Source organism: Megasphaera hexanoica (assembly GCF_043520715.1).
Lineage (GTDB): Bacteria > Bacillota > Negativicutes > Veillonellales > Megasphaeraceae > Megasphaera > Megasphaera hexanoica.
This window is the reverse complement of sequence record NZ_CP171361.1, coordinates 1,774,158-1,787,651: the sequence shown is the minus strand read 5'-3', so window position 1 is coordinate 1,787,651 and position 13,494 is coordinate 1,774,158. Positions and strand designations below refer to the sequence as shown.

20 protein-coding genes are annotated in these 13,494 nt (G+C 45.1%); 18 read left to right on the top strand and 2 right to left on the bottom strand.

Annotated elements, in window-relative coordinates; genetic code table 11:
* On the bottom strand, nt 1-897 hold the full coding sequence (locus tag ACGTIC_RS08865) for a helix-turn-helix domain-containing protein (protein ID WP_113855881.1): 897 nt from the start codon (nt 895-897) through the stop codon (nt 1-3).
* 57 nt (nt 898-954) lie between these two features.
* Nucleotides 955-1,590 (bottom strand): LexA family transcriptional regulator, encoded by a 636-nt coding sequence (locus ACGTIC_RS08860; protein ID WP_257536506.1) that lies wholly within the window; start codon nt 1,588-1,590, stop codon nt 955-957.
* 139 nt (nt 1,591-1,729) lie between these two features.
* Here ACGTIC_RS08860 and ACGTIC_RS08855 point away from each other — a divergent pair, with 139 nt between their 5' ends.
* The 18 genes from ACGTIC_RS08855 to ACGTIC_RS08770 all read left to right on the top strand — a co-directional run bounded on the left by ACGTIC_RS08855 (nt 1,730) and on the right by ACGTIC_RS08770 (nt 12,630).
* The gene (locus ACGTIC_RS08855) at nt 1,730-1,930 is read left to right on the top strand and encodes a helix-turn-helix transcriptional regulator (RefSeq protein WP_113855882.1); all 201 of its coding nucleotides are present in this window, start codon (nt 1,730-1,732) and stop codon (nt 1,928-1,930) included.
* Nucleotides 1,931-2,497: 567 nt separating this feature from the next.
* Nucleotides 2,498-2,857, top strand: a complete 360-nt coding sequence (locus ACGTIC_RS08850; protein WP_113855883.1) for a hypothetical protein — start codon at nt 2,498-2,500, stop codon at nt 2,855-2,857.
* A 12-nt stretch (nt 2,858-2,869) separates the two neighbouring features.
* The gene (locus tag ACGTIC_RS08845) at nt 2,870-3,085 is read left to right on the top strand and encodes a hypothetical protein (RefSeq protein ID WP_113855884.1); all 216 of its coding nucleotides are present in this window, start codon (nt 2,870-2,872) and stop codon (nt 3,083-3,085) included.
* 12 nt (nt 3,086-3,097) lie between these two features.
* A complete protein-coding gene (locus ACGTIC_RS08840) occupies nt 3,098-3,331 on the top strand; it encodes a helix-turn-helix domain-containing protein (protein WP_113855885.1) in 234 nt (77 codons plus the stop codon).
* Entirely contained in the window at nt 3,328-3,510 is a 183-nt protein-coding gene (locus ACGTIC_RS08835) for a hypothetical protein (RefSeq protein WP_113855886.1), read from the top strand. The genes ACGTIC_RS08840 and ACGTIC_RS08835 overlap by 4 nt, the downstream gene beginning before the upstream one ends.
* A 70-nt stretch (nt 3,511-3,580) precedes the next feature.
* Nucleotides 3,581-3,919 carry a DUF4406 domain-containing protein gene (locus ACGTIC_RS08830; RefSeq protein ID WP_113855887.1) on the top strand — a complete coding sequence of 113 codons (339 nt, stop codon included), beginning with the start codon at nt 3,581-3,583 and terminating at the stop codon, nt 3,917-3,919.
* The gene (locus ACGTIC_RS08825) at nt 3,916-4,068 is read left to right on the top strand and encodes a hypothetical protein (RefSeq protein ID WP_162816249.1); all 153 of its coding nucleotides are present in this window, start codon (nt 3,916-3,918) and stop codon (nt 4,066-4,068) included. The genes ACGTIC_RS08830 and ACGTIC_RS08825 overlap by 4 nt, the downstream gene beginning before the upstream one ends.
* Nucleotides 4,055-4,540, top strand: coding sequence for a siphovirus Gp157 family protein (locus ACGTIC_RS08820; RefSeq protein ID WP_113855888.1), 486 nt, complete (start codon nt 4,055-4,057; stop codon nt 4,538-4,540). Before ACGTIC_RS08825 ends, ACGTIC_RS08820 begins: the two co-directional genes overlap by 14 nt.
* Before the next feature lie 16 nt (nt 4,541-4,556).
* Nucleotides 4,557-5,183, top strand: coding sequence for an ATP-binding protein (locus ACGTIC_RS08815; protein WP_113855889.1), 627 nt, complete (start codon nt 4,557-4,559; stop codon nt 5,181-5,183).
* On the top strand, nt 5,180-5,716 hold the full coding sequence (locus ACGTIC_RS08810) for a hypothetical protein (RefSeq protein ID WP_113855890.1): 537 nt from the start codon (nt 5,180-5,182) through the stop codon (nt 5,714-5,716). The genes ACGTIC_RS08815 and ACGTIC_RS08810 overlap by 4 nt, the downstream gene beginning before the upstream one ends.
* A gap of 37 nt (nt 5,717-5,753) precedes the next feature.
* The gene (locus ACGTIC_RS08805) at nt 5,754-8,270 is read left to right on the top strand and encodes a DUF927 domain-containing protein (RefSeq protein WP_162816250.1); all 2,517 of its coding nucleotides are present in this window, start codon (nt 5,754-5,756) and stop codon (nt 8,268-8,270) included.
* 271 nt (nt 8,271-8,541) lie between these two features.
* Nucleotides 8,542-9,894, top strand: coding sequence for a DEAD/DEAH box helicase (locus tag ACGTIC_RS08800; protein WP_113855892.1), 1,353 nt, complete (start codon nt 8,542-8,544; stop codon nt 9,892-9,894).
* A complete protein-coding gene (locus tag ACGTIC_RS08795; protein ID WP_113855893.1) occupies nt 9,891-10,214 on the top strand; it encodes a VRR-NUC domain-containing protein in 324 nt (107 codons plus the stop codon). Before ACGTIC_RS08800 ends, ACGTIC_RS08795 begins: the two co-directional genes overlap by 4 nt.
* Nucleotides 10,215-10,230: 16 nt before the next feature.
* Entirely contained in the window at nt 10,231-10,632 is a 402-nt protein-coding gene (locus ACGTIC_RS08790) for a hypothetical protein (protein WP_394522259.1), read from the top strand.
* 268 nt (nt 10,633-10,900) lie between these two features.
* Nucleotides 10,901-11,344 carry a dUTP diphosphatase gene (gene dut / locus ACGTIC_RS08785; RefSeq protein ID WP_113855895.1) on the top strand — a complete coding sequence of 148 codons (444 nt, stop codon included), beginning with the start codon at nt 10,901-10,903 and terminating at the stop codon, nt 11,342-11,344.
* Nucleotides 11,345-11,348: 4 nt separating this feature from the next.
* Entirely contained in the window at nt 11,349-11,606 is a 258-nt protein-coding gene (locus ACGTIC_RS08780) for a hypothetical protein (RefSeq protein ID WP_113855896.1), read from the top strand.
* A 9-nt stretch (nt 11,607-11,615) separates the two neighbouring features.
* Complete coding sequence (locus ACGTIC_RS08775) at nt 11,616-11,867, top strand: hypothetical protein (RefSeq protein WP_113855897.1); 252 nt, start codon at nt 11,616-11,618, stop codon at nt 11,865-11,867.
* Nucleotides 11,860-12,630: an HNH endonuclease signature motif containing protein gene (locus ACGTIC_RS08770; RefSeq protein ID WP_257536507.1), complete on the top strand. Its 771-nt coding sequence runs from the start codon at nt 11,860-11,862 to the stop codon at nt 12,628-12,630. The genes ACGTIC_RS08775 and ACGTIC_RS08770 overlap by 8 nt, the downstream gene beginning before the upstream one ends.
* Nucleotides 12,631-13,494 lie beyond the last annotated feature (864 nt).

The following is a 13,494-nucleotide window of genomic DNA, read 5'->3' as shown; positions in this document are numbered from 1 at the left end:
TCAGCCCTTTCGATATTTCTTTGGCGTATATTTTTTCTTGGCTATTTTCTTTGCTTGGATCATTGCCGCCTTGATAGTTGCTTTAAAAGCTTCTGCGTCTTCCATTTCTTCTTCATTATCATAAGCAGCCGATGCGACGGCGTTCATCATGTCTTCAAGGTCTGATTCTATTTCACGTTCATCAGATTTATTTAATTCTGGTAAACAATGTATTGATTGTTTATCGGTTGGAATCTCATCAGACAACAAATCTAATGGCGATAATTTAAGCGCCTTGGCTAATAAGGCCATTTTATCGCGGCGCATATTCTTGATATATCCTGATTCCCATTTTTTAACAGTACTTTTACCAACGCCAACAGTTTGTGCAACTTCTTCCAGTGTCATTCCAAGTTCTTTGCGGCGAGCGGCAATTAGTTCATTAACCTTCATGTATTTAATCGTATCATTTTTATCTGGATATTTAGATTTACCCAAAATCCACATTGGATTTACATTTAATGCCCTTGCAATAGCATCAATTACGGGCATTTTTATTTTGTTTATTTCGCCTTTTTCGTATCTCGAAATCGTAGAGGCGGCAACATGAATTTTATTCGCAAGTTCTTTTGCTGTAATGTTTTTTGCTTTTCTTGCTTTTATAATCCTAGCTCCGATTATACGATTGTTTGATGTATTTTGTTTCATAGTAGAATCGAGTCCCAATAACCAAGCAGGCGATACGTTAAGAGCATATGCTAATTTATATAGATTATTTGACTTGGCTTCCCATCTGCCAGAAATATATGAACTTAATGCTCCTCGAGAAATGCCGGTTTTTTCTGCAAGCTCTATTTGTTTTATACCTCTTAGATTCATTACTTCTTTGAGTCTGTTGCCAAAATCATTGGTATTCATTATGTAAAAATCCTTTGTATTTTCCAAATATTAATAGTACATTAAAATTTATTTTTCTCACCAGGTTCTGCGACTTTCGACAACCTTGCCAAGAATAGACACTGGAAGTAACTGTATTTGTTGATCAGAATAAAAATGTGGTTCATAAACATCTGTATTAAACCCAAAAAGCATAATGCCGCCTTGCACTTTTTTCACCTGTTTAATTGTCGCGTCGTTCCCATTTACTAATACAATAGCAACATCTCCTGTTTCAACGTCTTCTTGCTTTTTAACTATTACAATATCTCCGTCTTCTAATTTAGGAAGCATTGAATCTCCTTTTACTTTTAAGGCGAAGAATTCACCAGTGGCGGCAAGCTCAGGGGTGATTTCTTCATAATCAAGAACTTCCTGAATAGCGTCTATAGGAATACCAGCCACTACACGACCTAAAACTGGGATACGAACAGCTCTTGATTGCTCCATTGAACTACTAATATTTTTTTCTTCTAAAAGGTCTGATTTTTCAATACCAAAATACAATGCTAATTGTTCAACTTTATTCATTCGTGGCATTTTAGTTCCATTAATCCATGTAGATACGGTAGACTTGTTTAAATCCAAATCATTAACCAAATCACTTTGAGTTTTATTATGTTTAACAAGCTGTGCGTTTAGGTTTTTTGCAAAGATTCTTTTAAAATCAGTCATTACGACGCCCTCCCTTTTTATTCTATATTAATACTATTAGTAGAAAAAATCAATACTAAAAATAAAAAAAGTTTACTTTTGGTATTGACATTCTACTAAAAGTAAACTAAAATAAACGTATCAAAAGGAGGTGATCAAAATGAAACGTTTAAAAATATCGTTAAAAGCGGCTAGAACAAACGCCCAATTATCTCAGGCGCAAGTAGCAAAAGCATTGCATAAATCTAAGACTACTATTAATAATTGGGAAACAGGGAAAACATACATTGACTATGGAAATTTATTAGCGTTATGTTCTCTATATTCTATTACCATTGACGATATTATTTTGCCATTTTAGTCTACTTTAAGTAAACCATTTATATGGAGAAACCACTATGCACGATTTAGAAATCCGCATCATACGGTTCCTTGATAAGCAGGAGGAAACGTATGGCAGGGATATAGCCCAGATGTTCCTGTCGATTTATCTATGGGCGATATTATCCATTATTTCAATATGGATATTCTTGATAGTACAGTTTGCCAGTCTATAGCGTACAGCAACAGATTAGTTACGATTGTTCCCAAAATACTAACGAATAGCGGAACAACAAGCCTATATTTCCAATACAGCCAATGCCAATACCGGCGGTGCCGGGCGAGATTAGTCGGATAGATTGTCTGGCAATCAGTCAGATATCCATAGGAAACTAAATCGCGAATAATCGTTTCCAATTTTCCGGGATCGTAATCCCGATATAGTTCAACGAAACGGGAAGCAAAATAAACCTGGTCATCCTGATAACATTGCAAAATGGAAGTAAGGATTTTCGACTGCTCTTTGTTAAGCGGGACAAATGGTCCGTAATCAGACATTTTCATACGCTATCACCTCAAACTAATTGTATCATACGGAGGCTATTTTATGGGAAATGTAGAAAAGCAGCTCTATCAGCTGTATCTCAAATCGCCGGATATCGGCAACAAAGACGCGGCCGCGGCGCTGGGATGGTCGGAGCAGATGCAGAATACGACAAAATCCCGGCTCAAGAAAAAGGGGCTGATTACCGTCACACCGCACAAAGTCATCTGCAACAAAAAGTTTCTTTTCGAGGACACGACAGAAGAGGATGCCATCAAACAGTCGGAGCGGTTCAAGCTGAAGCAGGAATACTATGAACAACTGCTTGATTTATGCATGGAACGGCTGAAAACAAGGGAATTATCCGATTCAGCATTTACCGCCCTGGTACTCGAAATTCGTCAGATTCTGGCGCAGTTATAGGAAGGCGATATCATGACCACAAACGCACAGAAAATCATGGCACTGGCGCATTTTGAAAGCGCGCTGGCGGCAGGCGGCAAGCATTTCCAGTTAAGGCTCATCGACGATAATACCGTCGAGCTGACCGACCTGGAAGGCGGCGCAATGAAAAACATCAATATCGCACTGGATAACGTCCCGGCCATGCTCTATGACATCCTGAGACAGGGCGGAGACTGGATTATGTAAGGAGACGATATCATGGCAGAAAAAACGCAGAAACTAGAAGACCGGCTGTTATCGGTCAACGAGGCGGCTAAATGTCTGGGCGTCGCCCCAGCACTAGTCGTCCGGATGGCCAAAGCCGACATACTCCCGGCGCTCTTGTTCGGTAGGCGTTGGAAGTTCAGCACAGAAGCAATAAAAATATTTTTCAAGGAATACGAAGGACGAGACGTTATGAAAGCCCTGAAAGAAAAGGAGGCGAAAGCATGAAGCGGCAGGAAATCACCATTGCAGAATGGATAAACAAAAAGCCCATTCCGGATATACCGGAATGGGTGAACCAGAAACAGCCCCGCGTACGGGCCGAACCGGAAGGCGATGACGCCAATGAAGGTGTTGGCTTTGCGGCGGTTATCGCCATTATGGCCATATTTGCCGGATTGTTGTAAAAAAAAATCCGCCCGCTGGAAGCGGACGAATCAACCACTTATAGTATAGCACGAAACAGGAGGCTAGACAATGATTGTATATGTATCCCATCCATTCGGTGGAAAAGAATCCGCAAAGGAAGACGTCCGGCGCATCTGCCAGAACGACGCCGAAAACCTGCCGGATGTATTATTCATCCCGGCGCTAACGATAACCTGCCGGGACTACGATCCAACAGAATACGCCCGGGGCCTGGGACTGCTGATTGAACTCGAAAGCCGTTGCGACGCCGTGTTAATGGCGGGTAACTGGGAACGGTCCATCGGGTGCCGCACGGAATACGAATATGCCGCCCGAAATGGCATCCCCGTTGCAGAAAACTGGCCGGAACTACTTGCCATTTATTACGACTGGAGGAAACGTAAATGAAGAAGGAAATTCTGATAGAAGAAATTCTATCGTTGACTGAATTATTGAATAAATATACTGATGCAGAAGCCATACTATATATCGTATCCAGAATCGACGCAGTATCATACGAACTTGAAAAGGAGGTAAAAAAGAATGACGCTGTATGAAATCGACGAACAGATACGGAACTGTATCCGTATCGATGAAAAATCAGCCGTAGATACATTGACTGGGGAAGTCATTGACCTGAAACAATTGGACGAGCTTGCGATGGAACGATCGCAGAAAATCAAGAATATCGCTCTGTGGTATAAAAATCTCGTTGCTGACGCAAGGGCGCTGAAAGACGAAGAAACCGCGTTTGCCATCCGCCGGAAGACAGCCGAAAACAAGGCGGAACAGCTGAAAAGCTATCTGCAGACCATCCTGAATGGCGAAAAAGTAAAAGACCTGCAGTTTGCTATCACATGGCGGAAATCCCAGGCTGTACAGATTGATGATGAAAAATGTATCCCCGCTGAATTCCGAATCCCCCAGCCAGACAAAATTGATAAATACGGTATCCGGAATGCCCTGAAAAACGGTGAATCCATTGCCGGGGCGGAACTGGTGGAACGGAATAATATACAGATTAAATAATTAAGGAGTGATTTATATGGGTATACCGGTACTAATTCTTGGCCAGTCGGGGAGCGGAAAAACGGCCAGCCTGCGGAATTTCAGCGAGAACGAACTGGGCGTTTTCAACGTTGCCAGCAAGCCACTGCCATTCCGAAAACGGCTGCCATTAATTAATCATCCGTCATATCAGATTATCGAGGCGACGCTTAAGAAAAACAGCCTCAAAATATACGTCATCGACGACAGCCAGTATCTCATGGCGTTCGGTTTATTCCAACGGGCGAAAGAACTCGGCTATCAGAAATTTACCGATTGCGCGCTGAATTTCTATAACCTCGTATCATCGGTAATCAACGACACATCGGATGATACGATCGTCTATTTCCTGCATCATACCGAACGCGCAGAAGATGGCCATATCAAGGCTAAAACATCCGGAAAGATGCTGGACAACCAGCTGACGCTGGAGGGCCTGTTTTCCATCGTTTTGCTAGCGGAAACAGACGGTAAGGAACATTATTTCTTGACTCAATCGGACGGCATGACAACGGTTAAATCACCGATGGACATGTTCCCGCTGAAAATCGAAAATGACCTGAAATTAGTCGACACGACCATCCGTAAATACTACGGATTCACGAAGGAGGATAAAAAACAATGAAACAGATTAACTGGAAAGACATCGATGAAGCGAAAGACTATGAATATCCCGGCGCCGGCGGCTATGTGTGCCGTATCGTGAAAGTCGAAGACAAACCGGACCGGGAATACCTGCTCGTTGAAATGGACATCGCAGAAGGCGAATTTAAAGGATTTGCCGAAGCCGCCGAAGCATCGACGGGCAACGATTGGAGCTATATCCGTCTGTATCGCTCGTACAAGGAAAAAGCGCGCCGTATGTTCGCCGCGTTCCTGGGAACGCTTGAACGGTCGAATCCAGGTAAATTCACAAAGAACGGTTTCGACGGCGATGAACAGAAAATGGTAGGTTTAACTATCGGCGTCGTACTCGGACAGGAAGAATACGAAAAGAAAGACGGCGATATCGGATTACGTACCGTTGTGAAGAAAATCATGACGCCCGACAAAATCCGTAAAGGCGATTTTACCGTACCGGAACTGAAGAAACTGGTAGTTAGCCAGCAGACAACACCAGAAGAAACAACGGTAAACGATGCCGACTTACCGTTCTAGACTCACACTCGATGATGTGTTACCCGTTCTAACGAATGTGAAGCGTAAAGTAGATGGATCAGCGGTCGCCGCTTGCCCGATATGTGAGGCGGGCGACAGCCGCGGCCATCATCTCTATTTAAAAGATGATGGCAGTAAACTGCTGGTATACTGCCAGAAATGCAACGCGCATTTTACGGACCTGCTGCCGAAATTCGAGGAACTCGGAGCGCGACACGACGAACCGGAGCCAACGGAACGGACCGTCATCGAAGAGACGTCATATGAGTATCGAAGTCCCACGGGCGAAACGGAATACTACAAACTACGTCGGAAATTTTCCGACGGCAGTAAAACGTTCGTATTTGCCTACCGGGACGAAAACGACAAGGTGATCAAACGGAAACCAGACGGGTGCGACAACCTGTACAACCTGGATAAGATGCAAGTCGCTGATGTGGATACGGTGTTATACATCGTTGAAGGTGAAAAATGTGCAGATGCCATGACGCGGCATGGATTTTTAGCCACAACGGCCAACACGGGTGCACAGAAACAGGTCAAACTATCCGAAACGGATAAAACGATGTTACAGAAATTCAAGAACATCATCCTGATACCAGACAACGACGAAAAAGGCGCCGATTATGCCGGCGCATGGCCTGTTAACGTGCAGGTGCTACCAATGACAAGTATCTGGCCTAAATGTCCTAAAAAGGGCGATATAGCCGATTTTTTCCAATACGGCGGAACGGCGGACGAGATACGGCAATATAAACCGTTGGAGCCGGAAAAACTCGACGCCTACAGCATTATATCAAGGCAGACGCTCGAACAGCTCTATTCCATCCGGGACCCGTACGATCGGGAGCAGATGTACAACACGTTACAGCTCAGAGCGAAAGAACTACGAGCATCTCAGGAATTCAAGCACTGCTGGAAGGCGTTCTTACAGAAAAAAGCTGCTGATGGTATTCTATCGGAAAACAGTACGAACTTCCCACCGGGAGTCGGTGTATCGTTTAAATCCGGCGAATGGACGGCAAATGCAACTGGGATTTTTAAATCCGTTACAGATGCCAACGGGAAGACGCGGCGCGATACCGCATCGCCGATACCCATTCTGCCCGTTGCCGTCTATCGGAACTACGAGGACAACACGGAAAAGGTGAAATTAGCGTTCTATAAAGATGAAATCTGGAACCATATCACGGTACCACGGTCCATCATTGCCAGTACACCGAAAATCGTCAATCTGGCGGATTATGGCATACCAGTAAATTCGAATAATGCGAAATATCTGGTACAGTACATCGCTGATATCATGGCACTCAATCCGGAAAAACTCATTCCGATTAAATCATCAGGTCATATGGGATGGGTCGAAAAAAAATTCTTGCCGTATGACACGGAATACGCGCTCGATTGCGAAACGCAATTCCGCAGTATCGTTTCCGCTATCCGTAGCGAAGGCGATTTAGATTCCTGGATACTCTACATGGACCGGTTACGGGAGAATACAGCATTCCGCCTGACACTCGATGCCGCGTTTTCCAGCCCGCTCGTTGAAATCGTCGGTGCTCTGCCGTATGTGTATCACCTGTTCGGCGGCACAGGGTCCGGTAAAACCGTGGCGCTCATGTGCGCGGCGAGTATCTACGGTAATCCGTCTATCGGAGCACTGGTCCGGACGCTGAATTCGACAGTTAACGCGATGATCACGACAGCCTACGTACTGCATAATATCCCGTTTTATGGGGACGAATTGCAGACGATTAAAAACCGGGAAGGGAATTACGACCGTCTGCTGATGCAGGTAACGGAAGGCGTGAACCGCGGTCGGATGACGTCGGGTACAGAGGTACAGAAACGGATGGACTGGCGGAATGTATTCATGTTCACCGGCGAAGAGCCGGCGACAAATCCGGGTAGCGGCGGCGGCGTATATAACCGCGTCATTGAGGCTGAATGTACAGAGCCGGTCGTTAAGAACGGCGGCGACGTCGTGGATTTTATCCGGAATAACTACGGGGCGGCGGGACGGAAATACATTGAAAACCTGCCGGGCGCTGCCGAAATCAAGAAACTGCATCGGCAGTATACACAACAGCTGCTCGACCGGTTCGACACGACGGAAAAACAGGCTATCAGCATGGGATTAATCCTGACGGCGGATGCCATTGCGAATCAGATATTCTGGCCGAATACATTCGAAATCAGCCTGGATGATATCGGCACGTACTTGAAACGGATTAAAGAAGTCGATGCCGCCGAACGTGCCTACAGTAAAATCATCGATTGTATCAATGAAAATATCAACCGGTTCGACGCTCCGGATGAGAATCCGGGTACCGTCTGGGGAACGATTGTAAACGATTATGTGTTAATGAATAAATCAGTCCTTGAAAGGGAGCTGAATAAAATGGGATTTAATTTTAACGCCGTGAAACGAAAATGGGCGGCAAATGGATACATTGCATTAAACAGCCAAGGGAAAATATCGCATCAGACCAGTGTAAACGGCGAACGTGGTAGTTATATCAAAATATTGTTAAATAATAGCGATGTGAAATAAAGGTAAGATTGGTAAGACATTGGTAAGACGCAAAAACCCGCATGGTTGAGCGGTTTATATATATATATCTTACTTTCTTACATATCTTACTTATATTTAGTATACATATGTGAAAAGAAAAAAATAATTATTTTTATATTTAAATACATACACCCTTTGCGAAAAATGGTAAGAAGGTAAGACATTGGCTTAACCATGCGGTTTATCGTCATTTTTTAGGTAAGAATTTAGGGTGAATTTTAGTAAGTTTCTTACAAATGGGGGCGATTTTATGGAATTACGACCGTATCAGCAAGATCTGGTCAATAATATCAAAAAATCCATGCTGAACGGTCATCGGCATATCGTTGCCGTGTTAGGATGCGGCGGCGGCAAATCAGTTATCCAGGCGGCAATAGCAAAATCAGCAACGGATAAAGGCAACCGTGTATTGTTTCTTGTACATCGCAAGGAACTATGTGAGCAAATAGAACGTACGTTTCGTGATATGGGAGTCAATTTGAATCTATGCCATATCGGGATGGTACAGACGGTCACACGACGATTAGCGCGGATGGAAATACCGGCGGTTATCCTACAGGATGAAGCGCACCATGCGTTATCGCCGACGTATCGACGGATTTACGACCATTTCAGTGACGCGTATCTGTTAGGATTCACAGCGACGCCGCAACGGATGAACGAGGGCAGTTTAGGTGCCGTATTCGACGACCTGATAACGTCCGTCTCGACGTCGTGGCTCATTGAACATCACTATCTAGCGCCGTATCACTATTATGGCGTGACGTTAGCTGATACATCACAGTTGCACACGAAACACGGCGAATTTGATAAAGCCGAAGTCGAAGAACTGATGAGTAAGCACGTTATTTACGGTAACACGGTGAAAAACTGGAAGAAATACGCGGACGGTAAACAGACTGTCGTCTATTGCGCGTCCATCGTTGCCAGCAAGGCGACGGCAGACGAATTCAGAGCCGCCGGAGTAAACGCGATACATCTCGACGGTTCGACGCCGAAACACGAACGCGAACGAGCCGTTCAGGCTTTTCGGGATGGTGCCGTTACCGTTATCTGCAACGTTGACCTGTTCGGTGAAGGATTCGACGTACCGGATTGCGAGGCTGTCGTATTGCTCAGACCAACGAAATCGCTGGCACTCCATATCCAGCAGTCTATGAGATCCATGCGATATAAGCCGAATAAAGAGGCTATCATCATGGACCACGTAGGGAATTTCATGCGGCACGGTTTACCAGATGATGAACGGACCTGGACGCTGAAAACGAAGAAAAAGAAGACGAAGAACAAGATAAACGTTAAACGCTGCCCGAACTGTTATATGGTCGTGCCGGTATCAGCTAAAGTATGTCCGACATGCGGTATGGAACTGACGCGCGAAACGGAAACGAATCCGTCGAAAACGCTCGATATCATGCTACAGGAAATATCACGGCTGCCGTACGACGATTACCAGAAGTGTAAAACCTGGGACCAGTTGGAATTATTCCGGAAGGCGAAGAAATATAAATTTGCATGGTCTTTGCATAAGGCACTCGAAATCGGGATAGATATCCCGGATAAATATAATTATATGCTCTACAGAATGGGGATGAGGCGATGACGGAAACTGATATCATGCATCAGATTATGCTCGATGTATCCGCAGCGGGAAACCTGATTTTCAGGGGCAACGTCGGGAAAGTGAAATTGCGAGATGGGAGATGGTTCGATACGGGACTGCCGAAGGGATTTAGTGATCTGTTCGGAGCCGATAAAGATGGACGATTATTTTTCATCGAGGTTAAAGTACCCGGCGGACGCGTACGGGACGAACAGAAGAAATTTATTACAGCAATGCGGAAACGCGGTTTAAAGGCGGGTATCGCACACGACAGCAAGGAGGCTTTAGAAATAATCAATGGACATTCGGAACGCATTTAAAGCAATTTTAAACGATATGGATACGAACGGGCCGCTGAAAACGGATAAAGAAACACAGGATGCCTTAAAGGTAATCGTTGCCCGTGTCGAATATTTCAGGGACGAGAATAACTGGCCTGTCATGGAATATACGGACGATTTTAAACAGTTCCATCCTCGGGATTCTGCCTTATGGGAACAACTGTTCACTCTGGCGGCGCTGAAAAACCAGAACCTTGCTGATGTGTTGTGCTTCCTGCGCGGCTCCGGGTGCGAATTGATCCCGGATGCAAAATATGGATACGCCATCCGCCCGATTATCGGCGGTCATGGATTCAAGTCGCACCGGGAATACGAGGAAATGCGCAAAGGATTGGCACTATACAGTTCAACGTTGGTTGATGTGTTGAAAAAACTCGGGGAGATGAATCATGGATAAGTGGAAACGGACAACGGATTCAACCAAATGGGCCAGCAGGTACAGGAAGAAATCCCATTCTAAGGCGGTGACGCCATGAAGCACTGTTATTATTGCGGAAAGCCGATTGCAGGTTTCTGTCATTACGTCGTCTTGTCAGATGGCAAAGAGGTGCCCGTATGCGCCGATGACAGGACTTGCAAACCACGCGGCATGAAAACATATGGGCACAAGCCCCAAACGTCCAAAAACGGCAAAATTCGCGCATTAGAAAGGAGTAGAGACAAGTATGCAGGTACGGATTAAGAAATGGTTAGACAATTACGGAACGGAAGACGTGAAGTTACCACTCATCACGGATGGAAACGCATGTTTCGATTTTTACGCACCGGAAAAAGTAGTCATCTATCCGGGAGAAACGGGAGTGTTAGTCGGGACCGGGGTAGCGTTTGAAATTCCAAAAGGCTATCACATGAAGCTGTTCATGCGGTCGAGCTACGGAGCGCATCGGAAATTGAGACAATCCAATTGTGTAGGTATCATCGACAGCTCATACCGTGGCGAAGTCAAAGGGCTGTTCGATAATGTCGGCGATTTGCCGGAAATCATCGAGAAAGGCGAACGGTTTATGCAGGGACTCATAGAAAAGAACGTTGAAATCGAATTCAAGGAAGTGGATACGCTGACAGAAACACAGCGTGGAAGCGGAGGTTTTGGCAGTACAGGGAGATGATCGCATGAAATTCGGGAAGTATCAGCCGCAAGTAAGCCGGTCAGACTGGGGGAACGAACGATACATTTTCCAATTTGAGAACGGCTACGGGGCAAGCGTCATCAGGAACCACCTTTCATACGGCGGCCCGGAAGGATTTTACGAACTGGCAGTACTGAAAAACGGGAAAATTATATATGACACACCGATCACCAATGATGTGGTCGGCTGGCTGGACAAAAACGATGTTGCAGATACACTGAAGCAGATAGAAGAACTATAGGAGGCAGACATGAGAAACGATTTAGGCGAACTTAATGACATTCTTTTCCAGCGATTGCGTGCGCTCGATAATCCAAACCTGACTGGAGAAAAACTGGACGAAGAAATCCGCAAAACTGATGCGGTTATTGATGTCAGTCAGTCCATCATTGCAACGGGAAACCTGGTACTCAAGGCTGCCCTTGCCCGGAGCGACGGTATGTACCGAAAAGACTCCGAAGCGCCGAAGATGCTCATGACGGGAGATGATGACAATGAGTAGGTCATGGCTTAAAGACAGCGCCGAAGCCGCGTGGCTCCGTGAGAACTACAAGGGTCGGCATATTAAAGATATCGCAGATGAGATGTCCCGTATATTTGGATACAACGTCAAGCCATCACGGATAACAAGCTACTTATATCACCACAAATTAAAAACCGGCACGGGTGAACCTTTACTAACGAAAGAGCAGTATCAATGGCTTAAAGACCACTGTCATGGCTTGTCTTACGAGGATCAGCAGAAACAGATACTGGAACGGTTCGGGGTCTATGTGACGCCTGACCAGGTAAAGAATATGCGTAACCGGTACAAAATGAATTCCGGGCTTACCGGACAATTTAAGAAAGGAAACGTACCGTGGAACAAAGGAATGAAAGGGTGCAGCACCGGCGGCAGATCTACTCAGTTCCGGCCCGGCCACATGCCACATAATACGAGACCGGAAAATTATGAATCGGTTGATATAGATGGCTATGTGCATATCAAGCCGCCGGGAGAGAAATATATGATACTGAAACACCGGTGGATATGGGAGCAGGCATACGGACCGATTCCGCCTGGGCACTGCCTGATATTTTTAGACAGAAATAAACAGAACTGTTCCCTGAATAATCTGGCATTGATTACGCGGGCCGAACACGCCAGAATGTGCCAAAAACACTTGCAATTCGATAATCCGGAGTATACGAAAGCAGGTATCCAAATTGCGAAACTAATGCTGAAAAAATCAGAACAGAGCAGGAAGCGGAGGAGACGAAAATGATATGTGTGGCTTGCAACAAAGAATTCGAATCAAAGAACAATGAAACAATATGTCCCGTCTGTTTCCAACGTATACTCCGCGATATTCAGAAGCCAAAAAACGGCACATGTCCTATATGTGGTATTCCATCCAAAAGGTACAAATATTGTAGCAACCGTTGCTATAACATTGCTCATTCGGTCCTGGCGCGTAAATATTACAAAGCTCATTCTGAGGAAATACTTAAGAAACAAAAAGCCGGGAGAATGCGTAAATATAAACATGGTGACCGGATGGACGCAATCGAACGAATCGGTCGGTCTATTCATATGAGTTACGGCATGACCCGAGCATTGTTACAGCGGCGGGCAGCCAGGGACGGGATATCACTCGATATGGTTATAGCGATTGTGCAACAGGAAAGGAGGATATGACGAATATATTTTGAAAGGTGGAAGTAAACGGAACTTAAAGAGGCCACATCACAATTAGTGACATTATTAAATGTGAATACGGTAAAAGATATACCGATGCTAAAACAGCACTAAATCAACGAGAAAATATGTTGCTGGCAGAGATGCGAGATGCAGCATTGCCAGGGTTAATGTCCGGAAAAATTAAAACCGGACAGGATATAGAACAGCATGGTAGGTGAATAGAATGATGAAACAAGAAGAACTGATTGAGCAATTACGATTAATCCGGTTGATGACAGACCGTCTGTGTAGGGATACCGATGATGCGATATATAAAAATTTCAAGCCTGAGTGGCCTGCACACTGCTGTACGCGTACGGCCGCGATGGATAGGATACGGATACTGCGTGCCGAACTAACCAGACTGAGTAAATTAATAGAGGGGTATAACATATATGATAACTGACGT